This is a genomic window from Kitasatospora sp. NPDC048239, assembly GCF_043202015.1.
Taxonomy (GTDB): Bacteria; Actinomycetota; Actinomycetes; order Streptomycetales; family Streptomycetaceae; genus Kitasatospora.
In genome coordinates this window covers 144,737-167,129 of the sequence record NZ_JBICZP010000012.1, presented here as the reverse complement: position 1 = coordinate 167,129, position 22,393 = coordinate 144,737, and the positions used below count along the sequence as shown (strand labels likewise).

At 73.6% G+C, this 22,393-nt stretch carries 24 protein-coding genes and 2 pseudogenes; 9 read left to right on the top strand and 17 right to left on the bottom strand.

What is annotated here, in order from left to right; all coding sequences use genetic code 11:
* Positions 1 to 91 precede the first annotated feature (91 nt).
* Complete coding sequence (locus ACGFZP_RS28295; protein WP_392938467.1) at positions 92 to 376, top strand: hypothetical protein; 285 nt, start codon at positions 92 to 94, stop codon at positions 374 to 376.
* A complete protein-coding gene (locus ACGFZP_RS28290; RefSeq protein ID WP_392938465.1) occupies positions 369 to 1,394 on the top strand; it encodes a BadF/BadG/BcrA/BcrD ATPase family protein in 1,026 nt (341 codons plus the stop codon). The genes ACGFZP_RS28295 and ACGFZP_RS28290 overlap by 8 nt, the downstream gene beginning before the upstream one ends.
* Before the next feature lie 22 nt (positions 1,395 to 1,416).
* On the opposite strand, the gene ACGFZP_RS28285 is transcribed toward ACGFZP_RS28290, so the two are convergent.
* The 4 genes from ACGFZP_RS28285 to ACGFZP_RS28270 form a co-directional block, all read right to left on the bottom strand.
* The gene (locus ACGFZP_RS28285) at positions 1,417 to 2,148 is read right to left on the bottom strand and encodes a DUF4097 domain-containing protein (RefSeq protein WP_392938463.1); all 732 of its coding nucleotides are present in this window, start codon (positions 2,146 to 2,148) and stop codon (positions 1,417 to 1,419) included.
* Positions 2,149 to 2,335: 187 nt separating this feature from the next.
* Positions 2,336 to 2,551: a hypothetical protein gene (locus ACGFZP_RS28280; RefSeq protein WP_392938460.1), complete on the bottom strand. Its 216-nt coding sequence runs from the start codon at positions 2,549 to 2,551 to the stop codon at positions 2,336 to 2,338.
* Positions 2,548 to 2,994 (bottom strand): hypothetical protein, encoded by a 447-nt coding sequence (locus ACGFZP_RS28275; protein WP_392938458.1) that lies wholly within the window; start codon positions 2,992 to 2,994, stop codon positions 2,548 to 2,550. The genes ACGFZP_RS28280 and ACGFZP_RS28275 overlap by 4 nt, the downstream gene beginning before the upstream one ends.
* A 259-nt stretch (positions 2,995 to 3,253) precedes the next feature.
* Complete coding sequence (locus tag ACGFZP_RS28270) at positions 3,254 to 3,805, bottom strand: hypothetical protein (protein WP_392938455.1); 552 nt, start codon at positions 3,803 to 3,805, stop codon at positions 3,254 to 3,256.
* A 245-nt stretch (positions 3,806 to 4,050) separates the two neighbouring features.
* Between ACGFZP_RS28270 and ACGFZP_RS28265 the strand changes: the two genes are divergently transcribed.
* Positions 4,051 to 4,953: an aminoglycoside phosphotransferase family protein gene (locus ACGFZP_RS28265; protein ID WP_392938453.1), complete on the top strand. Its 903-nt coding sequence runs from the start codon at positions 4,051 to 4,053 to the stop codon at positions 4,951 to 4,953.
* Between the two features lie 133 nt (positions 4,954 to 5,086).
* Here the strand turns inward: ACGFZP_RS28265 and ACGFZP_RS28260 are convergent, their stop codons facing one another.
* Positions 5,087 to 6,298, bottom strand: coding sequence for a S8 family peptidase (locus tag ACGFZP_RS28260; protein WP_392938450.1), 1,212 nt, complete (start codon positions 6,296 to 6,298; stop codon positions 5,087 to 5,089).
* A gap of 157 nt (positions 6,299 to 6,455) precedes the next feature.
* Between ACGFZP_RS28260 and ACGFZP_RS28255 the strand changes: the two are divergent.
* The 3 genes and pseudogenes from ACGFZP_RS28255 to ACGFZP_RS28245 form a co-directional block, all read left to right on the top strand.
* Positions 6,456 to 6,842: pseudogene (locus tag ACGFZP_RS28255) on the top strand (IS5 family transposase); the annotation flags it as partial.
* 139 nt (positions 6,843 to 6,981) lie between these two features.
* A pseudogene (locus ACGFZP_RS28250) lies at positions 6,982 to 7,084 on the top strand (IS5/IS1182 family transposase); the annotation flags it as partial.
* 171 nt (positions 7,085 to 7,255) lie between these two features.
* A complete protein-coding gene (locus tag ACGFZP_RS28245; RefSeq protein ID WP_392938447.1) occupies positions 7,256 to 7,762 on the top strand; it encodes a DUF6624 domain-containing protein in 507 nt (168 codons plus the stop codon).
* A gap of 312 nt (positions 7,763 to 8,074) precedes the next feature.
* Here ACGFZP_RS28245 and ACGFZP_RS28240 read toward each other — a convergent pair whose 3' ends face one another.
* The 3 genes from ACGFZP_RS28240 to ACGFZP_RS28230 all read right to left on the bottom strand — a co-directional run bounded on the left by ACGFZP_RS28240 (position 8,075) and on the right by ACGFZP_RS28230 (position 11,403).
* Complete coding sequence (locus ACGFZP_RS28240; protein WP_392938444.1) at positions 8,075 to 9,538, bottom strand: sensor histidine kinase; 1,464 nt, start codon at positions 9,536 to 9,538, stop codon at positions 8,075 to 8,077.
* The gene (locus ACGFZP_RS28235; protein ID WP_392938443.1) at positions 9,535 to 10,401 is read right to left on the bottom strand and encodes a response regulator transcription factor; all 867 of its coding nucleotides are present in this window, start codon (positions 10,399 to 10,401) and stop codon (positions 9,535 to 9,537) included. The genes ACGFZP_RS28240 and ACGFZP_RS28235 overlap by 4 nt, the downstream gene beginning before the upstream one ends.
* A gap of 171 nt (positions 10,402 to 10,572) precedes the next feature.
* Positions 10,573 to 11,403, bottom strand: a complete 831-nt coding sequence (locus ACGFZP_RS28230; RefSeq protein ID WP_392938440.1) for an SAM-dependent methyltransferase — start codon at positions 11,401 to 11,403, stop codon at positions 10,573 to 10,575.
* A gap of 657 nt (positions 11,404 to 12,060) precedes the next feature.
* On the opposite strand from ACGFZP_RS28230, the gene ACGFZP_RS28225 reads away from it, so the two are divergent.
* Both ACGFZP_RS28225 and ACGFZP_RS28220 read left to right on the top strand, forming a co-directional pair.
* Positions 12,061 to 12,417, top strand: coding sequence for a PRC-barrel domain-containing protein (locus ACGFZP_RS28225; RefSeq protein WP_392938437.1), 357 nt, complete (start codon positions 12,061 to 12,063; stop codon positions 12,415 to 12,417).
* A gap of 518 nt (positions 12,418 to 12,935) precedes the next feature.
* Positions 12,936 to 14,297, top strand: a complete 1,362-nt coding sequence (locus tag ACGFZP_RS28220; protein WP_392938436.1) for a cryptochrome/photolyase family protein — start codon at positions 12,936 to 12,938, stop codon at positions 14,295 to 14,297.
* 145 nt (positions 14,298 to 14,442) lie between these two features.
* On the opposite strand, the gene ACGFZP_RS28215 is transcribed toward ACGFZP_RS28220, so the two are convergent.
* Positions 14,443 to 14,856, bottom strand: coding sequence for a GNAT family N-acetyltransferase (locus tag ACGFZP_RS28215; RefSeq protein WP_392938434.1), 414 nt, complete (start codon positions 14,854 to 14,856; stop codon positions 14,443 to 14,445).
* A 90-nt stretch (positions 14,857 to 14,946) separates the two neighbouring features.
* Entirely contained in the window at positions 14,947 to 15,600 is a 654-nt protein-coding gene (locus tag ACGFZP_RS28210) for a hypothetical protein (RefSeq protein WP_392938431.1), read from the bottom strand.
* Positions 15,601 to 15,994: 394 nt separating this feature from the next.
* On the opposite strand from ACGFZP_RS28210, the gene ACGFZP_RS28205 reads away from it, so the two are divergent.
* Positions 15,995 to 16,291, top strand: a complete 297-nt coding sequence (locus tag ACGFZP_RS28205; RefSeq protein ID WP_392938429.1) for a barstar family protein — start codon at positions 15,995 to 15,997, stop codon at positions 16,289 to 16,291.
* 33 nt (positions 16,292 to 16,324) lie between these two features.
* Here the strand turns inward: ACGFZP_RS28205 and ACGFZP_RS28200 are convergent, their stop codons facing one another.
* From ACGFZP_RS28200 to ACGFZP_RS28170, 7 genes are all read right to left on the bottom strand, one after another.
* Positions 16,325 to 16,714, bottom strand: a complete 390-nt coding sequence (locus ACGFZP_RS28200; RefSeq protein WP_392938428.1) for a fasciclin domain-containing protein — start codon at positions 16,712 to 16,714, stop codon at positions 16,325 to 16,327.
* Positions 16,715 to 16,760: 46 nt separating this feature from the next.
* Entirely contained in the window at positions 16,761 to 16,937 is a 177-nt protein-coding gene (locus ACGFZP_RS28195; RefSeq protein ID WP_392938696.1) for an LPXTG cell wall anchor domain-containing protein, read from the bottom strand.
* A 279-nt stretch (positions 16,938 to 17,216) separates the two neighbouring features.
* Positions 17,217 to 17,609: a winged helix-turn-helix domain-containing protein gene (locus ACGFZP_RS28190; RefSeq protein WP_392938425.1), complete on the bottom strand. Its 393-nt coding sequence runs from the start codon at positions 17,607 to 17,609 to the stop codon at positions 17,217 to 17,219.
* Positions 17,606 to 18,439 carry a hypothetical protein gene (locus ACGFZP_RS28185; protein ID WP_392938422.1) on the bottom strand — a complete coding sequence of 278 codons (834 nt, stop codon included), beginning with the start codon at positions 18,437 to 18,439 and terminating at the stop codon, positions 17,606 to 17,608. The genes ACGFZP_RS28190 and ACGFZP_RS28185 overlap by 4 nt, the downstream gene beginning before the upstream one ends.
* Positions 18,440 to 18,617: 178 nt before the next feature.
* On the bottom strand, positions 18,618 to 20,810 hold the full coding sequence (locus tag ACGFZP_RS28180; RefSeq protein WP_392938419.1) for a xanthine dehydrogenase family protein molybdopterin-binding subunit: 2,193 nt from the start codon (positions 20,808 to 20,810) through the stop codon (positions 18,618 to 18,620).
* Complete coding sequence (locus ACGFZP_RS28175; protein WP_392938416.1) at positions 20,807 to 21,802, bottom strand: FAD binding domain-containing protein; 996 nt, start codon at positions 21,800 to 21,802, stop codon at positions 20,807 to 20,809. The genes ACGFZP_RS28180 and ACGFZP_RS28175 overlap by 4 nt, the downstream gene beginning before the upstream one ends.
* On the bottom strand, positions 21,799 to 22,368 hold the full coding sequence (locus ACGFZP_RS28170) for a (2Fe-2S)-binding protein (RefSeq protein WP_392938414.1): 570 nt from the start codon (positions 22,366 to 22,368) through the stop codon (positions 21,799 to 21,801). The genes ACGFZP_RS28175 and ACGFZP_RS28170 overlap by 4 nt, the downstream gene beginning before the upstream one ends.
* Positions 22,369 to 22,393 lie beyond the last annotated feature (25 nt).

Here is a 22,393-nt window from a genome sequence, read left to right as displayed (position 1 = left end):
TGAAGAGCGATATGAAGGCATCGCGCGGGGCTCGGTCGGGTCGTCGCGCCCGGGCGCCAGGTCGGCGCAAGGCCCGTGGGAGGGGGACGCTGTGGACGGGACATCGGCCCAGGCCTTGATCGTCCGACTGAGGGGCACGCTGCCGCCCCGGTCACCGGTGCAACGGGCGTTCGCCGGTCGGGAGAGCGATCTGCGGGCGGGTGCCACCGTCAGCCGGACCGCCCGACTCGCCGTCGTGGACTGCCTGTACGTCGGTCTGGCCCAACGGCTGGAGGATCGCGCCGTCCAGGCTCTGCACCGCACCCGGCAGGCCGTGAGCGGGCGCGACGTGCGGGCGTCGGACCCGGCGGCCGGCGGGCGGTCCCGACATGTCTGACGACACCTGGGTGGTCGGAATCGACGTCGGCGGCAGCGGCATCCGGCTGGCGCTCGCCCCCGAGGCCTGGCCGACGGACCTGGCGTACGCGCACACCGTCGAACTCGCCGCCCCGGCAAGGATCTCCGGCAGCGGCCACGACGCGGACGCCCTGCTCGACCGGCTGCTGCCCGCACTCGACTCGTTGGCCGCCGCGCTGCCGCCGCGCGGCCGGATCGGCGCGGTCGCCGTCGGCGCCACGGGCATGGCCCTGCTCGGCCACGACCTCGCGGCCAGGCTGCCGACCCCGCTGGTCCGCCGCACCGGCGCTGTCCGCCTGGTGCTGGCCGGTGATGCGATCGCCGCCTACGTCGGCGCACTCGGGACCGGGCCGGGGGTGGCCGTCGCCGCCGGGACCGGGCTGGTGGCGATCGGGTACCACCCGGAGCGCGGCTGGCAACGGGCGGACGGTTGGGGCCAGTTGCTCGGCGACTGCGGAGGCGGCAGCTGGCTCGGCCGGGCCGGCCTGGAGGCCGCGCTACGCGCCCACGACGGCCGCAGCGGCGGCTCGACCGCCCTGCTCGACCTGGCCGAGCGGCACTACGGCCCGGTCACCGGCCTGCCCGCCGCCCTTCAGCCCCGCCCGGACCGTGCCGCCCTCCTGGCCGCCTTCGCCCCCGCCGTCGCCGGGGCGGCCGCGGACGGCTGCCCGGTGGCGGCCGGGATCATCCGCCGGGCCGGCACGGAGATCGTGGCGAGCGCGGCCGCCGCAGCGGCGTCCGCCGGACTGGACCGCCCCGATCTCGCCCTGACCGGTGGCCTGTTCAACCTCGCCCCGCTCCGCGAGGCGGTGCACGCGGCCGTGGCCGCCGACCTCCCGACCGCGCGCCTCACACCGCCCGACGGCCCGCCGCTGCTCGGCGCCCTGCGCCTCGCGGCCGCGGCGGCCGCCCCGCCCTGGCCCGTCGACCCGCCGTTGCTGGCCGTGTACGAGTGGCCCGCACCTGCTGCCGACGGGCCGCCGCCAGCAACAGGCTGACCGGGGCCGAAGCCCCCTCCGGTCAGGCGTTCTTGACGGTGATGCGGCCGTTGGAGGTGGTGAGGTCGAGCTGGTAGCGGCCGGCGGGGTCGTTGGTGACGCCGATCTCCTTGCGGCCGTTGCCGGTCTGGGCGGCGACCTTGTAGGTGGCGGCCGGGACGGTGAGGGAGATGGCGCCGTTGGAGGTCTTGGCCCTGACGTCCTGGGCCTTGGCGGGGGTGAGGTCGATCTGGCCGTTGCTGGTCTGGGCCTGGATGCGGTCGCCGTTCAGGCCGGTGCCCCTGATGGCGCCGTTGGTGGTCTGCACCTCGACCGGTCCGGCGACGCCGTCCAGGGCGATGCCGCCGGAGTGGGTGGTGACCTTGACCGGGCCGACCCGGGTGAGGCTGACCGCGCCGGAGGAGGTCTGGCCGTCGACGGGGAGCCCGGCGGGGACCTCCAGGGTGTAGTTGACCGAGCAGTGCTGTCCGCAGCCGCCGAGCACCAGTACGCCGTTCTCCACGCGGGTGGTGGTGCCGGGCCGGTCGTCCTGGTAGTCGATCGAGCGGTGCACGGAGATCCTCCCCGCGCCCTCCCGGCCGTTGATGGTGACGCCGCCGGAGCTGCTGTCCAGGCGCACCGAGGTGACCTTCTCCGACACCTCGGCGTCGTCCTGCGCGTTCGTCCCCGGCGTGCAGGCGCTGAGCCCCCCGGCGGCGATCCCGGCGATTCCGACGAGCGCAAGCGCCCGGACGTACTGGCGTGGCTGGCGCATCTCATGACCCCACATCTGAGAACGTCGCTGGTGGCAGGCCCGTGGTCGGAGCCTGCCTGACGACGCTATCCGCGCCGCGGTCGCGCCTGCCATGGGGCTAACCCCCCGATCCCCACGGGGGCACGCCGCCGTCCGGGCCTCGCACCACAGGGCCTGCGCACGTCGGAACCGGCGGAACAGCCGGCCGTCAGCCGTCAGCCGCTGAGTCGGCGTCCGCCTGGGCGGCGGCGCTCTCGGCGGCGTCCAGCTTCTGCTGCATGTCCTGCACCTGGCCCGGGGCGCTGTCCGGCGCGCCGCCGCTTCCGGCCTGGCCGGAGCCCGGGCCGCAGGAGGTGAGCAGGGCCGCCGCGGCCAGAGCGAGGGCCGCGACGACCGCGCGGGCCGGGGCCGGGCGGCGGGTCACTTGGTGGACCCCTGGTTGTTCGCGGCGCACCAGGTCGCGACGGCCTTGAGGTCGCTCTGGCGGGTCTGGAGGGTGGCCAGGAGATTCCTGCGGGCGGTCAGCCGGTCGTTCAAGTAGGTCGCGATCGGGGTGTGCCCGGCGGTCTTGGCGTCGGTGGCGCGCTGCTGGAGACGGGCGATGGAACCGACCACGCCCGCATCGCCGTTGAGCCGGTCCACAGCCTTGGCCACCCGCTCCTCGGTCTTGGGCAGCCGCTTGCAGATCCCCTTCGCGCCGTCGCCCTTCGGGGTCTGCCGGGCCGACGGCGCCGCGGAGGCCGCCGCGGACGGTGAGCCGGTACCGTCGGCGGCCTGCGCGGGCGCGGCGGCGAACAGCGAGCCGGCGACGGCGAGGGCGCCGAGTGCGGCGGCGGCCCGGCGGCTCACGGTCGGGTTGACGGTCATGATGCGTCCCTTCTCCGGTGGGGCCGGGCAGGGCACCTCGGGAGCACGGCCCGCCCTGGCCCCCTCTGGCCTGGTCGACAGGGAGCGTAGGGCGGCTTCTTGTGGATTCCCTGTGGGCGTCCCACAGCCTGCCGCACTCCCACAGCGGCCGTCTCCCGGCCCGTGAACCCCGGATGGAAACACGGGCCGGACACGGCGGGCGGCCTTCCGGAGTGGGTGAGCGCAGAGCCCGAAAGCGGGGGACCGCGCGAGCCGCCGATCAGGCGGGGACGGCGCGGCGCTCCGGCTCCGCGCGGATGCTCCACCAGACCGACCCGAGCAGTAGGGCGCCCGGGGCGATGCCAGCCACCGCCGCGATCGGGGCGACGGGCGAGCCGCAGGCGGCCAGAACCAGCCCGGCGGCGCCGCAGGCGGACATGGCCGCGGCCAGCAGGCGCAGCGATGCCATCCGCCAGACGACCGCCAGCCCGAAGAAGTGCAGTCCGACCACCAGGGTGATCCAGGGGGCGGTGGCACGCGGGGCGTGCAGGAGGTTGTTGATGACCAGGATTCCGGCCAGACCGACCGTCACCTCGACGGCCACCACGAGGCGGTAGCCCCGGCCGAAGGTCCTCGGCGCAGGGCCGTCGGCAGGAGCGGCCGCCTGCGGCGTGCGGCTCCGGCGCAGTGCCATGAACAGCCGGAGGAACGAGGCGATCGCGAGCACACGCAGGGGGATGCCGACGGCCGGGGGCAGGGTGCCGGCGTTCGCCAGGACGAAGGCGAGCCCGAATATGGCGCCGATGAGTCGGCCTGTCTGGTTCGATGTCACGGCGCACGGTCTCATCGATGATGATCATTGGGCAAATGACGGGCACTCACCACGAACGGGACGGCGGTCCGGGAGCAATCCACCCCCCGCCTCACTCGTGGTGCCGGGTCAGCGGGCGTGCGGGCCCCGGCGCGAGGAGCCGACCGCAGGCGCGCGGCTGCACCGCATCCGGTTGGGGGGACGAGCCCGGGACGATGATCGCCACCCCATGCGGCGGGGACGGACCCGCAGTGGACAATTTCGCCATGCACACCTTCGAGATCGACGAGAGCCTGGTCCGGTCCCTCCTGCACGACCAGCACCCGGACCTCGCGGGACTGCCGCTCCGTCAGGTGGCCGCCGGGTGGGACAACCGGGTGTGGCGCCTGGGGGACGAGTTGGCGGTGCGTCTGCCGCGAACCACGCGCGGTCCGGCCCTGCTGCGCAACGAGCAGCGGTGGCTGCCGGTCCTCGCCCCGCGCCTTCCGCTGCCGGTACCGACTCCGGTGCGGATCGGCGAACCCTCCGACCGCTTCCCCAGGCCCTGGAGCATCGCGACCTGGGTCCCCGGCGAGCCGGCCGACCGCACCCCGATCAGCCGTGGCGATCATGCGGCCGACACGCTGGCGGGGTTCCTCGGGGCGCTCCACCAGGAGGCGCCCGCCGGGGCTCCGGTCAGTACGCACCGCGGGATTCCCCTCCAACTGCTCGCGGAGGAGTTCGAGCCGCGCATTGACGAGCTCGTCCCCGGCAGCGCCGCCGCCGACGTCCGGACCGTCTGGGCCGACGCCGTCGCCGCTCCCACGTGGCAGGGCCCGTCGATCTGGCTTCACGCGGACCTGCACCCCGCGAACGTCGTCGTCTCGGAGGGGACGCTCTTCGGCGTGATCGACTTCGGCGATCTCTGCGTCGGCGATCCGGCGACGGACCTCGCGGCCGCGTGGCTGCTCCTTCCCGCAGGTGCCGCATCGAGGTTCCTCGACGCCTACGCGACCGTGGGCGTGGCGGTGGACCCGGCCATGGTCCGACGGGCCCGAGGATGGGCCGTCCTGCGCGCCGTCGGCCTCATCGCCATCGGCAGGGCCTGGGACCGCGGCCTGCCCGGCGGCCAGCCCACCTGGGGAGCCGCCGGCCGCGCGGCGCTCGACCGCGCACTGGCATTCGGCTAGGCCCTGTCCGGTCGATCATGTGTGTGGCTGTGTTGGGCTTCGGGTGGGGGCCGTACACGGTGTGGGTCCTGACGTGGGACCGCCCCGCCGGCTTTGTGGGTTCGGCGGGGCGGCGGCTGTGTGGCAGGGCAGGTCAGAGACCGGCGGTGTACAGCAGCGCGTTGGGGCTGGACTTGCTGACCTTGGTCAGGACGTCCTTGGTTGCTTCGGTGTCGAGCCACTCGTTGATGTCGGCGGGGGTGGCGTCCGGGTGGCCGGCGAGGTAGAGGGCGACGGTGCCGGTAACGTGCGGGGCGCTGAAGGAGGAGCCGTCCAGGGTGGCGCTGCCACCGCCGAGCTTGGCGGAGGTGATGCCTTCGCCGGGCGCGTAGAGGGACAGGCAGGGGCCGAAGTTGCTGAAGCTGGTCTCCTCGTCCCACTTGTTGGAGGCGCCGACGGTGAGGACGCGTTGGGCGGCGGCGGGGGAGATGAAGCAGGCGTCCTTGGCGCTGTTGCCGCCGGCGACGACGGGCAGGACGCCCGAGTCGGAGAGCGCGGTGGCGGCCTTGTCCAGCGCGTCGTTCCTGTCCCCGCCGAGGGAGAGGTTGGCGATGGCGGGCTTCTTGGCGTTGGCGGTGACCCAGTCGATACCGGCGATGAGCTGCTCGAAGGTGCCTGTGCCGTCGCAGCCCAGGACGCGCACGCTCACCAGGTTCACCTTCCGGGCGATGCCGTAGGTCTTGCCGCCGACGGTGCCGGCGGCGTGGGTGCCCTGGCCCTGGCAGTCGGCCCCGTCCTTGCCGTCGCCGACGGTGTCGGTGCCGAAGGTGGCGCGGCCCTCGAACTCGTCGTGGCCGTACTCGATGCCGGTGCCGATCATGTAGGCGGTCACACCGGTACCGTCACCCTTGACGTTGAACTCCCCGTCGCCCTTGCCGTTGACCGGGTCCCATGTCTGCTGGTCGATGCGGTCCAGGCCCCAGCTGGTGGCCGCCTCCCGGTGCTTGGAGGCGGGCGTCGTGGTGGCGTCCGGCGCGCTCACGACGCCGTTCTCCTCCACGGTCTCCACCCCGGGCAGGGCGCGCACCTGCTCCAGCTGGGCGGCGTCCAGGCGGGCGGAGAACCCGTTCAGGGCGTGCCGGTAGGTGTGCAGCGGCTCGACGCCCCCGACCCTGGCTGCCACCTGGGCCGGATCCAGACCCTTGTCCACCGTGACGATGTACTCGCCGGGCACAGCCGAAGCCGTCCTGTGCAGGGGGGCCGGAACGGCCCGCCCGGACGGGCCGTCGGCTGCCGCACCCTGCGTGGCGACCAGCGGAATGAGAAGGATGAGAGCGGCGGACGCGCAGCGCGCGGACAGTCGCATCAGATCTCCGTTCACGAAAAGGGACCGCCCCGGGGCAGGGACAGCCCCGCGCATGACGGTCACCTGATGCTTCGTCCGCCTGCGCACGTTCCTTGAGTCCGGCGCGCCGGAGGAGCTTGTCCGGTTTCCGGTTGGCGGAGTGGTCGTTGATCCGGCCGTGGAGGACAGGGGCAGGGACGATCTCACGGATGCGCAGTGGGAGCGGCTTCGGCCGTGCCTGCCGGCGGGCACCGGGCGGTGCGGCAGGTGGCGTGACCACCGGCAGGTGATCAACGGGGTGCTGCACCGGATTCGGACCGGGGTGCCGTGGCGTGACCTGCCGCGCCGCTACGGGCCGTGGAAGACCGTTTCTGAGCGGCATCGGCGGTGGTCGGCGGGCGGTAACCGGGCTCTGGTGCTCCGTCGGCTCCAGGCCGAGGCCGATGCGGAAGGCGACATCGACTGGGAGATCGCGGTCGACTCCACATCCGTGCGCGCCCACCAGCACGCCGCTGGTGCCCACCGTGCTGTGCTGATGCCATTTCCGTACGGGTGTTCGAGGCGGTGATGAGCGGCATCCGGGTTCCTCGCACCGGTGCTGGCCGGCCTCGGAGCACCCCGTCGAGCGTCAGCGCGGACAAGACACCCTCCGGGGACCTGTCCGCGGATCACGCGGCCGGTGCTCCGCGCGGAGCACCGCGGATCCCGTAGATAGATCAACGCCTCGGCAGCACCGCCCCGATGAGGGACTCGGACGCTCTCGGGGCGGTGCCGCCGAGCAGAGTCCATCTGACCGGGGAAGGCGGCGGGACTGTCAGCGTTGCCTCGATCCGGCTCCGGTCCGGCTCCGTGGATGGATCAAGTATCCCAATGTCCGGACGTGTCTGTCACCGTCCTCTGGAAGGAGATTTTGAGGTGATTTGCACACCTAGAGTTTGCGGATGACCAGCGAGAACCTCGATCTGACTTGGAGTTGGGATGGCATCCGACGTTGCCGCAGTGGCCAGGGAGCTCACCGACATGGCGGCGGCAGATCACCAGGCCGCGCGCCACGCGAACAGCGATGACCCGGCGGAGCGTTTGGCGTGGCGCCGCTTGACCGCGCAGCACGCGGACCGTCTCGGCGAGATCATGGACGCGCACGGATGGCCGACCGCGGAACTGCTCGGTGAGGACGCGGCCCGGGCCGCATGGCTGATCGCGCAACACGCCGACCGACAGCTCGACGTTCAGCGGCGAGCGCTGCGGCTGATGGAGCAGGCGGTGGCCAACGGCGCCGCCAGCCCGCGAGACCTTGCCTTCCTGCGGGATCGCACCCTTGTGAACGAAGGTCGGAAGCAGATCTACGGCACACAGATCGCCGGGGTGAAGGACGCCTCGCCTATCCCGTGGCCCTGTGAGGACCCCGAGCGCATGGACGAGCGCCGCGCGGAGGTTGGCATCCCGCCGTTCGACGAATACGTCGCTCAGTTCTCGCAGGCCTGACTCGTCCGGGTATCCGGTCAGGCCCCCAAAGCCCCAGGGGCCTGTCCGGCCGATCAGGCACGGAGTCGGCTGACGAGGGCCGCTGCGCTGTTGGCGGGTCGCTACCGCTCCGGCGTGCGTGAGCCGCGCCGGCGCCCTCCGGCCCGCACCAAGAGCAGATTCCGTCGGCCACAGCGCCTGTCAGGCCGCCGAACTCGGCGAGTCGAAGGGCGGGCCTTCCAAGGCGCCGGCAACGGCGGCCGAGCTGTACACGGCCGCAGTGGCCGTGTTCCAGCCGCCGCCGGTGTCGAAGAGGACGCCGCGCCGCGCCCGTCAGCGGCCGCCTGAGATCCAGTCCCGCCGGGCCGGCAGTTCGACGGTCGGCGCGTCCGGCTGCGGCAGCGGCAGGCGGACCTCGACCCGGCAGCCGACGCCGTTCGGAGGGGTGGCGATCCCGACGGTGCCGCGGTGGAGTGCGGCCTGCTGGGCGACCAGGGTCAGCCCGAGCCCGGAGCCCGGGCTGTCGCGACGGCGATGGAAGCGGCCGAAGACCGCCGCCCGCTCGGTGGGCGCGATACCCGGCCCCTCGTCGTCCACGGTGAGCAGGGCCGCCCCGCCCTCCGTCGTCAGCCGTACGGTGATCCGTGCCTGATCCGCGGTTCCTTGGCCGCGGCCGTGGACGGCGGCGTTGCCCAGCAGGTTGGCCAGTACGATCCGCAGCCCCGGCTCCCAGCCGAACACCCTCAGCTCCTCGGGTACGTCGGCCTCGATCACCGCCTGCCGGTGTCGCCGCCGCGCTTCGGTGACCGTCGAGTCGACCAGGTCGGCGAGGTCCACCGGGCCGAAGGACTCCACCTCGACCAGGTCACCGCGTGCCAGCGTGCTGAGCGCGGTCAGCAGGTCGAGCAGCCGGGTGTGGTCCTCCCGCAACTCCGTCACGACCTCGGCCCGTTCGTCGGGCGCGAGGTCCGGATGGGCGGCCAGTACGTCCAGATTGGTCCGCAGGCTCATCAGCGGCGTGCGCAGCTCGTGCGAGGCCGCGGAGGAGAACGAGCGCGCGGTGTCCAGGGCCTGGGCGGTGCGCCGGGCCTGTTCGTCGTAGCGGGAGAGCAGCAGGGCGAGGGCGGCGGAGAGCTCGTCCACCTCGGCGGTGCCGGTGCGGCCAGGAGAGAAAGGCGTGCTGCCCGCGTCGGCCGGGTCGAGTTCGGCGGCACGGCGGCCGAGCCTGCGCAGCGGTGCGGTGGCGTGCTCCGCGAGGGCGAAGGCGATCAGCGCGGAGCCGGGTGCGGCGATCGCCGCCACCAGCAGGACCCGTCGGCGGACCGCCTTGACCTGGCCGTCGGCCTCCCCGGCGGGTGTGACCACCCACAGCGTGCCGCTGCCCGCGTTCGCCCCGTTTCCGTTGACCCGGACGGTGAGGATCCGCCACGCCGCGCCCTGCTCGCGGACGGTGACCGGCCCGCCCGGTTCGGCGGGGAACAGCCGGTCGGCGGCGGGCTGCGGACCGACGGTCAGCAGAACGGAGCCGTCCTGGGCGGCGACCCGTACGCCCGCGTCGAGCGCGGAGTCCAGCACCTTGCGCTGCTGGTTCTGTTCGACCTTGGGCCGACCCCGGCTGTCGGCCGCGACCAGTGCGCGGACGCCGGGCAGGACGGCGGCGGCCCGGTCGTTGAGCCGGGTGTCCTGCTGGTGGCGCAGATCCCGCCCGACCAGCGGGAGCAGCAGCAGTCCGGCCAGTACCACCAGCAGCGGCACCAGGACGGCGGCGCCGACGGCGATCCGGGTGGAGAGCTTCATCGGGCGCGCTGCCCGTCCTCGTCCCACCGGGGCGGGGTCGTGATCGAGGTCGTGATCGGGGTCGTGATCGGGGCCGGGGCCGTGGGAGACGCCGGGGCCGTGGCCTGCGGCAGCCGCAGGATGAAGCCGACGCCCCGGACGGTGTGGAGCAGCCGCGGCCGCCCGTCGGCCTCCAGCTTTCGGCGCAGATAGCTGACGAAGGTGTCGACGGCGTCGCTGCGCACCTCGAAGTCGTACCCCCACACCCGCTCCAGCAGCAGCTCGCGGGAGAGCACGATTCCGGCGTTCCGGGCGAACTGGGCGAGCAGTTCGAACTCGCGCCGGGTGAGGCGGAGCTCGCCGCCGTCCAGGTACGCCTGGCGGGTGGACGCGTCGAGCACCAGCGGGCCGGCCACCACGCGGTCCGTCGACTGCGGGGGGCGGCGGCGCAGCAGCGCGCGCAGCCGCAGCACGAGCTCCTCCAGGGCGAACGGCTTCACCAGGTAGTCGTCCGCTCCGGCCTGTAGCCCGGCGACCCGGTCGGCGGGCTCGTCGAGGGCGGAGAGCATCAGGACGGGTATGTCGTCGCCGCGCGCCCGCAGCGTCCGACACACTTCGGCGCCGCCGATCCCCGGCATCGACACGTCGAGCACCAGCACGTCGGGCGCCGGCGGCGGGGGAGTGGCGGAGGCCGCCGGGAGCAGCCGGCCGAGCGCCGCCTCGCCGTCCTCGGCGAGGGACACGCTGAAGCCGCTCAGCCGCAGCCCGCGCTCCAGGGTGCGCCGGATCGCCGCGTCGTCGTCCACCACCAGGACCCGACCGCCGGTGCTGCCGTTGCCCCCGCTCGTGAGCCCGGCTCCGGTTCCCGACCCGCTCCCGTACATCGGCGCCTCCTCGCATTCGGGCCGCCGACTCTCTCACACCCGCACCGGGCACCCGGCAGAGGGGCGCCGGCTGGCGCGGGTGGCCGGAGCGACGGCCGGGGCGGTGGCCGACCCTGGCCCCCGACCGACCCGCTGACCGCAGGCCGCCGTGCCGCCCGGCCGCCGACCCGCTCAGCCCTTGCGCGCCACGGCGCCGTACATGCTGACCCGCTCCGCGCCCGGGCCGGGCGCGTCCTCGGGCCGCCAGAGCGGGACGGTCACCACGCCGGGCTCCAGGACCTCCAACCCGTCCAGGAACGCCCGCACCTGCTCCCGGCTGCGTCCCACCAGCGGGGCGGTGGCCCTGTTGTACACCCCGGTGACCCGGTCGCGGACCTCGGCGGGGATGAAGTCGGCGGTGCCGTGCGACAGGATCAGGTGACTGCCGGGCGCCAGCGCGTCGAGCAGCGTGTTCAGCACCTCGTACGGCTTGTCCTCGTCCGGCAGGAAGTGCAGGACGGCGGCGAGCACCAGGGCCACCGGACGGTCGAAGTCGAGCAGCCTCTCGGCCTCGGCTGCGTCGAGGACGCCGGCCGGGTCGCGCAGGTCGGCCTGGAGGACGGTGGTGCGGCCGAAGCCCGTCCCGGCCATCAGGGCGCGGGCGTGGGTCAGCACGATCGGGTCGTTGTCGACGTAGACGACCCGCGCGTGCGGATTGACGGCCTGCGCGATCTCGTGGGTATTGCCGGCGGTGGGGATGCCGGTGCCGATGTCAAGGAACTGGTCGATGCCGAGGTCTGCCACGAACCGGACCGCCCGGTGCAGGAAGGCCCGGTTGGCCCGCGCGGTCGACCGGAACTCGGGGTTCGCCGCCAGCGCCCGCTCGGCCGCGGCCCGGTCGGCGGGAAAGTTGTCCTTTCCCCCCAGGTAGTAGTCGTACATCCGCGCCGGGTGCGGTATCTCGGGGCGGAGGTCGGCGGGAACGCCGGCATCCCCGGGCTCCCACATGCTGTCGTAGCCCACCGCTGCCTCCGCCTGCCTATGATCCGATGATCTATTGGCGGACAGCCTAGGCGCTCATTACCGCTGTTGTAGACGGGTGGTCAGTTCGCCCCCTGATGACTGGAATAGAGAGGTTCCTCGTGGCTGACGCACCTTCGGCGGCCTTCAGCGGCGTCGGTTTCCGTTCCGTTCACGCTCCCGAAGGTCCTCGGAGCGGTCCCGGCCAATCTGGACCGTCAGGGCGCCCGCACCGGGGCGCCGGGCCGCAAGGTGGCACAGCCGTCGGCGGGCGGGAACCCGAAGGCCCGGTAGAGGGGTGATCCCTCCTCGCCGACCCGGAGCCCGATGCTCCGACAGCCATGCCGGCGCAGGGCGACTGCCGGGCGGACGGTCGGGGCGGTGCTGACCGAAGTGATGCCACGGGTGGTCCTCCCTGTTGATCCGGATGCGTGTTCGGGTGACTCAAGGTAGCCCGATGCTCGCACTGTGCGCACGCGATTTTTCCGCTTTCACCCGATCCGGTGAACGGGGCCCATCGGGCGGGCCGGGCCCACCGGTCGCAGGATGGAGATGCTCGCGGCACATGTGGACACGGCATCTGCGGACACCGCACCCGTGGATACGCCACCTGTGGCCGCGGCACCCCTGGACACGACAGCCGGACATTGGGAGGTCGCGGTGATCGCTTCCGCTGACATCAGGGAGTGGCGGGGCCAGTCCGTGGTCGACGAGAAGGGCCACCGGATCGGCTCGCTGGAGGCCGTCTACGTGGAGACCGCCAGCGACGAGCCGTTCTTCGCCACCGTCACGGTCGGCCTGCCCTTCCAGCACCGCCTGGTGTTCGTGCCGCTCGACGGCGCGGTGGTCGGGCCCGGCTATGTGAAGGTGCCCTTCCCCAAGGGCCAGGTCAAACAGGCACCGTCGATCGGCACCGACGACATCCTCCCCGCCGAGGACGAACCGGCGGTGTTCGCCCACTACGCCCTCACCTACGCCGTGGGTTCCGGCGGCGAGCGCAGGCTCGCCCGGCGCTGACGGCCACCGGACCCGCGGGCCGCTCGGACCCCACGCCGCCCGGACCCTGCACCGCCGGAAACCGTCACCGCCGGAAACCCTCACCCCACCCCTGTGCGGCCATTCGGGTGAACCCGCCTCGCATCGACATCCGCACGCCCTTGGCCTCCGAAGAGCCGGTGTCCGCCACCCGGCGCTGTGGGAGGCGCCGAGGCGGGCGCGGGGCGGGAGCGCACCCCCTTGTGTCGGCGTCCCCGCCCCTCCCCGCCCCCCCGCCGCGCCGAACCGCACCCGCCGACGCGACCGCGCCCGAGCCAAGACCCACCTCCAGCTCCGCTCCCCTCACACCCATCCGTACCGTCCGCAGCTCCGAACACCCCCGGACCGCGCCGACGGCCACGCGCCGACCCGGCGCGCCGCACGCCCGCGCAGCGCTCCGAAATGGGAGGCTCACCCCTTCCGTCAGCCGCCGATCCGCCGTTGCCGCCCCCTCCAGAGCCGCCACCACAACCGCCACCACAACCACCGGGCCACCACTGATGACCGTTGCCATCGCCCTGCTCACCCAGGACCTGCGCCTGCACGACAACCCCGTACTGAGGGCCGCCGCCGACGCCGCAGACCAGGTCGTGCCGCTCTTCGTCCTCGACCCGGACGTCGCCGCCACCGGCTTCGCCCCGCCCAACCGCGCCGCCTTCCTCGCCGACTGCCTCACCGACCTGGACACCGCACTACGCGCCCTCGGTAGCCGACTGATCCTCCGCCCCGGACCGGCCCCCACCGCCACCGCCCGCCTCGCCGCCGAGGTCGACGCCGTCTCGGTGCACGTCGCGGCCGGCGTGAGCGCCTTCGCCCACCGCCGCGAACAGGCACTGCGCGAGCTCCTCGGCGCCCGCCTGCACGTCCACGACGGCTCGCTCACCGTGGCGGTGCCCGGCGCCGTCACCCCCGCCGGCAAGGACCACTACGCCGTCTTCACCCCGTACTTCCGCGCCTGGCAGCAGGCCCCGCGCCGGACCGTCCAGCGCGCCCCCCGAGCGCTGCACACCCCCGAGGGCATCGCCGGCGAACCCGTTCCCACCGCCGCCCCCGACTCACCGGCCCTACCGAAGGGCGGCGAGCGCATCGGCCGTCGGCTCTGGAAGGGCTACGCCCTCGACCAGTACGACGAACTCCACGACGACCTCGCCGCCGACGGCACGTCACGTCTCTCCCCCTACCTGCACTTCGGCTGCCTCTCCGCCGCCGAGCTGGTCGCCTCCGCCGAACGGCACGGCGGCAGCGGCGCCGAGGCGTTCGTCCGACAACTGGCCTGGCGGGACTTCCACCACCAGGTGCTCGCCGCCCGCCCGGAGGCGGCCCACCACGACTACCGCCCCCGCGGCGACCACTGGTCCGCCGCACCCGGGGGCGAACCGCCGCTCGAACCCCCGGACGACGAGGAGTGCGAGGCCTGGCGCCAGGGCCGCACCGGGTTCCCGCTGGTGGACGCGGGCATGCGACAACTCGCCCACGAGGGCTGGATGCACAACCGCGCCCGGCTGGTGACCGCCTCCTTCCTCGCCAAGTCCCTGTACAAGGACTGGCGGATCGGAGCCCGCCACTTCCTGCACCTGCTGGTCGACGGCGACCTGGCCAACAACCAGCTGAACTGGCAGTGGGTGGCCGGCACCGGCACCGACACCCGGCCGAACCGGGTCCTCAACCCGCTCACCCAGGCCGACCGGCTCGACCCGGACGGCGCCTACGTACGCCGCTGGGTCCCCGAACTCGCCGACCTCCCGGGCCGCACCGCCCACCGCCCCTGGCGCCTGGACCGCACGCCCCCCGACTACCCGGCCCCGATCATCGACCCCGACACGATCTCCACCCGGCTGCGCCGCGGCCGCGGCCTCGACTGAATCCCGCCCGGTTGACCGGCCGCGTGATCCGGCACGGCGACTCAGCCCGCAGAGACGACCCGCTCGACAAGCCGGACGGACGGCCACATCCGAGCCCGCAACCAAACTGCTCGACCCAGTCGCCGGATCTACGAGGGGAGTCCACTCAGAGCCGCATGAGACCAGCGGCGGTCGGCCGGAAGCCGCACTGGCCGTAGAAGGACTCCAGGTGCGGCTCGTAGTCGACGTGCAACCACTCGGCACCACGCGCCTTCGCCTCGTCGGCGGCCGCCTGCACCAGCCGGATCCCGAGTCCCTTGCGGCGCTCCTCCGGGTGCACGGTCGTGTCCAGAATGAAGGCGTGCGCGCCCCCGTCGCCGACGACGTTGACGAACCCGACCAACCGGCTCCCTCGACGCGCTGCGATCCACGCCAGACTCCGCGACAACATCGGCGCGAACGAGGTCGGACGATGCGTCGGCCACGACGCACTGAACAACTCGTTGAGCTCGGCGTCCGTCAGATCAGGACACGCCACCAAAACCTCGTCGCCGACCTGCGACGAACTACTGATCACCATGCCTGACAGCCTGCCATGCACCCACGGCTGTGATCATCCCCCCACCACGATTTCCAGCGGAGCGGCGCTAGGGTCCGTTGCGAAAGTGGATCAAGGTCTTCCTTCGGGAAGTGCCCGATCCGTCCAACCTCGTGACAGCCCGAGAAGGCCTGACCGCAAGACCTCGCGCTGGTTGGCAATCCAAAGCTCCACCTGGTCGGTGGAGTCCGCGACGGACCGGTCCGTGGTGTCAATCAGATGGGTGGACCATCGTCGGTCACCGACGGTCCAGTCGGTCCAGCGGTTCCAGACCATCTCGGACCAGCTGCCGTCGGTGATGGCATCCGGCCGGTACCGGGGGTCCTGGGCGTGCTTGCGGTGCCAGTCGGCCCAGCCCAAGAAGGCTTCGACGGCTGGCGTGTCCCACCGGCCCGGATCGCGTTCGGTGAGTCTGCGGCCCCGGATCCCGTCGGACACGTCGACCAGACATACCGCGATTCCCTCCAGTAGCGGTGCCGACGGAACGGCCAGAACCTCACCGAGCGGAGACTGGCCGGTGAGCAGCAAATCGAGTCCGCGCCGCTGGTAGTCCAGTGCACGGCGCACCCACATCTCGGTCGTTCGGTTCCGCCAGATCCGGTCCGCGTCGTCCGGAACGCCGAGTTCGTCGAAGTCGTGCACGACGATCCCGCCGATCCGTTCACCGATGGCACGGGCGATGGTGGTCTTCCCCGAGCAGCTGGAACCCGTCAGTTTGAGCAGCACCCGGCCAGAGTGGCAGGTCACCGCGGGACATTCCATGGGTGTTTCCCGGCTCCGCACCGTCCTGCTCACAGCCATTCGTTGATGACCGCGACCAGGACCGTCGCCTCGTAGCGCACGGCGAGCTTGTCGTACCGGGTGGGTGCGCCACGAGGCGCTATGGAGTCGAGTGAGGTGAGAGACCTGCACTGCCGGGTTGTCGCAGCAACCCGGTTGAAGCTGGGGGCAGCCGTCGACCAACTGCCGACGCGTCCACGTACGCGGCCTCCCCGGCTTCTTCCCTATCGGCAGCAACGGCTCCGGCCGAGCCCACTGCCGGTCCGTCAGACCCCCTCGCGCCACACCATGATCATCGCAACTCGAGATCCACTTTCGCAACAGGCCCTAGTCTGCTGCGATGACGAACAACGAGTTGGTCGTTGACCTCCGAGGCCGACCGGTCGAATCACTCGACGACTTCTGGGACGCGGTCGCCGGGCCGTGCGGGCTGCCGACCTGGTTCGGCCGGAACCTGGACGCGTGGGCGGACACGATCGGGGCCCGTGGCATCTCGGAGGTGATCGACAGCCACGAGCTCCTGGTCGTGCACGTCGACGAACGGGGGCTCTTCGCGGGGAGCCGCCCGGAGGCCCGGGCCCTGGCCGACACCTTCGACGGTGAGCGGAACCGGCTCGTCGTCCACGCGGTGGCCTGACGCGCCCGTTCGACGCCCACCGTCTGCGGCGGCTCAGCCGGACGCGGGCACCTGGTCCAGCACCGCCAGCCGGGCGTTCGCCGTCCGGATGCTGCCGCAGACCACCTGTGCGCCGCCGATCCGGTACTCGTCACCGCCGCCGGTGGCCTTGAGCACCGCGCCCTGCAGCGAGGTGTGTGACTTGTCCGCCAGGTCGGTCTTCCGCAGGTCGCGGACCACGATCAGCCGGCGCAACAGGTCGCTTGCGCCCGCCTGGGTGCCGAGCGCCTTCCGCTGCTCCTCCGGCAGCTTGGCGAAGGCCGCGTCGTTCGGCGTGAAGACGGTGACGTTGTCCATCAAGTCGAAGAGGTCCTTGGCCTTCGCCGTCTTGATCAGCGCGGACATCGTGGTGAGGTCCTTGGTCTGGTCGATCGCGGACAGCACCGGGATGCCGCCGATCGCGCTCAGACTGCCGGAGCCGTCGGGGCGGTCAGCGGCGGCCCCGGCGGAGCGTCACCAGCACGCCGCCCGCGGCGAGCAGCAGGAGGGCCGTCAGACCTGCCGGCGGCATGGCCGTCGATCCTGTGTGCGGCAACGGGCCGCCGGTGTGACTGGGCGAGGGCTTGGGTGACGGCTTGGGTGACGGGCTGGGCGGGTACGACCTCACCGGGCGCACCGGCGCCTTCTCTCGCGACCACGCGTCAACACACGTGCGCGACCAGGAATAGCCCGGGCAAAAGCCACTTAACGATCAACAGGCCACAGCCCGCGGATTTGCTCCGCGAATTCCCCGCGTTCGGCCCAGTGTCGGGAGTGTGCGAATCTCCGGAGCCGCCGGCCCGCGGGTGCGCAGGAGGCGCAACCCGCAGGCCGGCGGCCGTCGCGGCGGTGGTACGGCTACGGTCGCCGGGAAGACCGGGCCGTCAGGGGCTCGCGGCCCGGGCCGCTACGCCTCCGACGGGTCCGGCGGCGGCTGGTGGGAGTCCAGGCGCTGGACGAGCTCGCGGAGCGCCCGCAGCTCCCGGTCCAGGGCCTGGGCGCCCGGGGCGGTGAGGGTGACCCAGGTCCGCGGGCGGCGGCCGGCGTAGCCCTTGGCGACCGCGATCAGGCCCGAGTCCTCCAGCACCTTCAGGTGGCGGGAGAGGTTGCCGTCGGTGACGCCGAGCTGGCCCTTCAGGAAGCCGAACTCCACGCGGTCGGCCTCCCGGGCGATGGTCAGGACTCCGAGCCGCACCCGCTGGTGGACGGTGTCGTCCAGCTCCTGGGTCGGGTGTCGGCCCGCACTCCCGTCCTCGTCCTCTGCGCCGCCCCGTCCCTCGGGCGCGTCCACTGCGTTCATGCGCCGACCGTACTCGACGCGCCGGGGCGCACCGCCGCCCGGCGGCGGGCCGCCGCCAGCTGGGCCAGCCCGGCGGACAGCAGGATCGCGGCGAGCAGCAACGCCTTCAGCTGCGGGCCCGCCGACCACCCGGTGCCGGCCGCCTGCACCCACGGGATCCAGCCGCTGTCCCAGGAGGCCCCCAGGTAGGCGGAGAGCAGCGCGGTGTGGGCGAGTGCCGCGCCCGCGACGACCGGGTCGCGCTCGACCAGCCCGAGGACCAGCAGTCCGATGCCCACCACGTACCACGGTGAGGCGTAGGAGTTCTCCAGCAGGGTGATCGTGAACGGCTGGTCCCGCAGGACGAGCAGGGCGAGCAGCCCCAGCGCGATCACGGCGGAGGCGCCGAGGGCGGCGGCGATCCAGGACGTGCGGCGGGGCACGATGCCCCGGTCCTCGCCGCGCAGCCGGTACCAGCGGGCGAGGGCGAGCCAGGCCAGCGGGAGCACCGCGAACCAGATCCCCCAGCCGGCGAAGCGGAGCGTCGCCCCGTCGAACTCGCCTGCCAGGCACGGGGCGTCCGGCGCGTGCGGGACGCAGAGGCCGGTCAGTTCGGCGTAGGCGAAGGCCGGGTAGGAGCCGATGCTGCGCGCGTTGGCCCCGAAGTTGAACGCCTGGTGGGCGAAGGGTGCGGCGGCCAGCCCGAGCAGGCCGAAGGCCAGCAGGGGCACCCCCGAACCCCCGAGCCGGGTGCGGGCCCGGGCGCGGAGCCCCTGCGCGTCGGCCAGCAGCCGTGCCGGATCGGCCTGGCCGCCGGGCCCTGTGGTGATGCTCGTCTCGGACGTTCCCATGACCCACCCCTTGCCTGTCGCGCCAGGGGTGCCGTCCGCGACGCCGTCCGGGGCCGCGCCCCCGACAGCGTCTGGAACGGCACCCCGAACGACAAGCTGAACAGCGCCCGGAACGGCGCCGAGAAGACGGGCGCTCCCCGGCGCCCGGGTTAACTTTGCATCGCAAAGTACATGGCGGTCAAGAGCTGATGGTGCGGCAAAGTCCATCCGGGACGGGCAGTTGCGCCAGCAGGGACTCCGGGCGCACCGGAAGCTCGCGCACCCGTACACCGGTGGCGTGGTGGACGGCGTTGGCGATGGCGGCGGCGGTGCCGACGATGCCGATCTCGCCGATCCCCTTGGCGCCCATGGGGTTGAGCCGGGTGTCGTGCTCCTCGATCCAGTACGCCTCCACGGCGGGCACGTCCGCCTGGACGGCCACGTGGTACGAGGCCAGGTCGCGTTCCGCGTGATCCCCGAACTCCGGGTCCAGAGTGCTGTGTTCGAGCAGCGCCATGGAGAGCCCCATGATCATCCCGCCGACGAGCTGCGAGCGCGCGGTGCGGGCGTTGAGGATCCGGCCGGCCGCGAACACCCCGAGCAGTCGGCGCACCCGCACCTCCCCGGTGTCCACGTCCACCGCCACCTCGGCGAACTGGGCGCCGAACGCGTGCCGGGCGTACTCCCGCCCGGCCCGGACGGCCTCGGCGGTGTCCGCCCGGTGGCACAGCCCCTCGGGCGGGAGCGGACCGCCGCCCCGGCCGGCCAGCTCGGCCCGCAGCCCGGTGCAGGCCTCGTGCACCGCCCAGCCCCAGGAGGCCGTCCCGGCCGAACCGCCCGCCATCGGGGCCCGCGGCAGGTCGCTGCGCCCGATCTCGACGGCGACCCGGTCGAGCGGTACGGCCAGCGCCTCGGCGGCGACCTGCGCCAGCACGGTTCGGGCACCGGTGCCGATGTCGGTGGCGTTGGTGCGCAGCAGGAAGGTGCCGTCGGGGCGGGCGATCGCCTCGGCGCTGGACGGGCCGACGAGGACGGGATAGGTCGAGGCGGCGACCCCGGTGCCGAGCAGCCGTCGGCCGTCCCGGCCCCGGGCGCGGGGGTGCCGCCAGTCGAAGCGGCGGGCGCCCTCGCGCAGGCACTCCACCAGGTGGCGGCTGCTGAACGGGCGGCCGCTGTCCGGTTCGGCGGGCGGCTCGTTGCGGATCCGCAGCGCGACCGGGTCCACGCCGCAGGCCTCGGCGAGTTCGTCCATCGCGCACTCCAGGGCGAACATGCCCGGGGCCTCGCCGGGGGCCCGCATCCAGGACGGGGTCGGCACGTCCTGGCGCACCACCCGGTGGGCGGTGCGGCTGTGCGGCGAGGCGTACATGACGCGGGCGGGCACCGCGGCCTGCTCGACGAACTCCCGGAGGGTCGAGGAGCGGGTGGTCACCTCGTGGGACAGGGCGGCGAGTTCGCCGCCGGCGGCGGCGCCGAGGCGGACCCGGTGCACGGTCGGCGCCCGGTGTCCGGTGAGGGCGGACAGCTGCGAGCGGGGGAGCGCGAGGCGTACGGGCAGGCCGGTCTCGCGGGCGGCCATCGCGGCCAGGACGACGTGCGGGCGGGCGGTGCCCTTGCTGCCGAAGCCGCCGCCGACGTGCTCGCTGACCACGAGGACGTCCGCGAGGTCGAGTCCGAAGAGCGCGGCCAGGGACTCCTGGACGGTGGTGGTGCCCTGGCTGGAGTCGTGCACGGTCAGCCGCCCGTCGGCCCACTGCGCGGTCGCGGTGTGCGGTTCCATCGGGTGGTTGTGCAGCGGTCCGACCCGGTAGGTGCGGTCGATCCGGACGACGGCCCGGCGGTAGGCGGTGTCGAAGTCGCCGCGCTCGCGGACGGCCGGGTGGCCGCCGTTGGCCAGCTCGGGCGTGTACAGGCCGGGGTGGTCGTCGGTCAGGACGACGTCGTGCGGCTCGGCGGCGTAGCCGATCCCGACCGCCTCGGCGCCGGCCCGGGCGTCCTGCGGGGTCCGGGCCACCACCAGGGCGGCGATCTGGCCGCGGTGCGCGATCCGGGGGGACTGCAGCACGGCCAGCGTCGGGTCGCCGTCCTCGGGGAGGCGCAGGACGGGGGCGTTGCGGTGGGTGAGCACCGCGAGGACGCCGGGGAGCGCCAGGGCGGCCTCGACGCGGACGGCGGTGATGTCGCCGCGGGCGATGGTGGCCGGGACGGGCCAGGCGTGGGCCAGCCCGTCGGGCAGGTGGTCGCCGGCGTAGCGGGCCGCGCCGGTGACCTTCTCCCAGGCCTCCAGCCGGACCGGGGCGGCGGCGAGGGCGGCGCCCGGTTCGGCGCCGGTGCCGGTCTCGCTGCCGGTCTCGCTGCCGGTTGCGGAGTCGGTCGCGGAGTCGGTGCTCATCGGGTCTCCTGGGCGTCGGTGAGCCGGACCAGCTCGCGCACCGCCAGCCGGCGGGCCAGCGGCAGCTTGAACGCGTTGTCGCGCAGTGGTCGGGCGGCGGCCAGCTCGGCGTCCAGCGCGAGGCCGAAGGCCTCCTCGTCGGCCGGGCCGCCACGCAGCGCGGCCTCGGCGGTCAGGGCCCGCCACGGTTTGGGAGCCAGCGCGCCGAAGGCGAGCCGGACCGTCTCGACCCGGCCGTCCCGCACCGCCAGCAGTGCCGCGAGCGAGGTGGTGGCGAAGGCGAAGGAGGCTCGGTCGCGGACCTTGCGGTAGACCGAGCGGACGGCCGGCGGCGGCGGGGGCAGCTCGACGGCGGTGATCAGTTCCGCGGGCGCCAGCTCGGTGTCGAGGTCGGGGGTGTCGCCGGGCAGCCGGTGGAAGGAGGTGAGCGGCAGCGTGCGGTCCCCGTCGGGGCCGGTCAGGTGCAGGACGGCGTCCAGCGCCACCAGCGCCACCGCGAGGTCGGACGGGTGCGTGGCGACACAGTGCTCGGAGGTGCCCAGTACGGCGAGGTCCCGGTGGACGCCGGTGCGGGCGGGGCAGCCGGAGCCCGGGCGGCGCTTGTTGCACGGCTTGGTGACGTCCTGGAAGTACAGGCAGCGGGTGCGCTGGAGCAGGTTGCCGCCGGTGGTGGCCACGTTGCGGAGCTGGCCGCTGGCCCCGGCGAGCACGGCCTGGGAGAGCACCGGGTAGCGGTCGCGGACCAGCGGGTGGGCGGCGAGGTCGCTGTTGCGGACGGTCGCGCCGATCCGCAGACCGCCGCCGGGCGTGGGCTCGATCCGGTCGAGCGGCAGGCGGGCGATGTCCACCAGCAGCGTCGGCCGCTCGACGCCCAGCTTCATCAGGTCGACCAGGTTGGTCCCGCCGGCCAGGGCCCGGGCGTCCGGCGCGGCGGCGAGCAGGGCGACGGCGGTCGCCACGTCGGTGGCCCTGGTGTAGCCGAGCGGCCTCATCCGGCGGCCCCCGCCCGGCCGTCCTGCACCTGTCGGACGGCCCGGACGATTCCGCCGTACGCCCCGCAGCGGCAGATGTTGCCGCTGAGCAGTTCGCGGATCGCCGCCTCGTGGGCGGCCCCGTCGGCCGCGTCAGGGCCTGGACTCCCGTCCCGGCGGACGGTGCCCCCGTCCGTGCCCGCCTCGGCGAGTTCCGCCAGCAGGCCGACCGCCGAGCAGAGCTGGCCCGGTGTGCAGAAGCCGCACTGGAAGGCGTCCTGTTCGACGAACGCCCGTTGCAGCGGGTGCGGCCCGTCCGGCCCGGCCAGCCCCTCCACGGTGGTGACCGCGGCGCCGTCCTGGGCGACGGCCGGCAGCAGGCAGCTGTTGACCCGCCGCCCCTCCACCAGCACGGTGCAGGCGCCGCACTGGCCGTGGTCGCAGCCCTTCTTGGCGCCGGTCAGGCCGAGCTGTTCGCGCAGGACGTCCAACAGGGTGGACCGGTGGTCCACGGTCAGGGTGTGCGGCCGGTCGTTGACCGTCAGCGCGATGGCGCTGCTGGTCGGCACGGTGTCGGTGGCGTTCATGCGCCCACGCATTCCACCCCGGGCC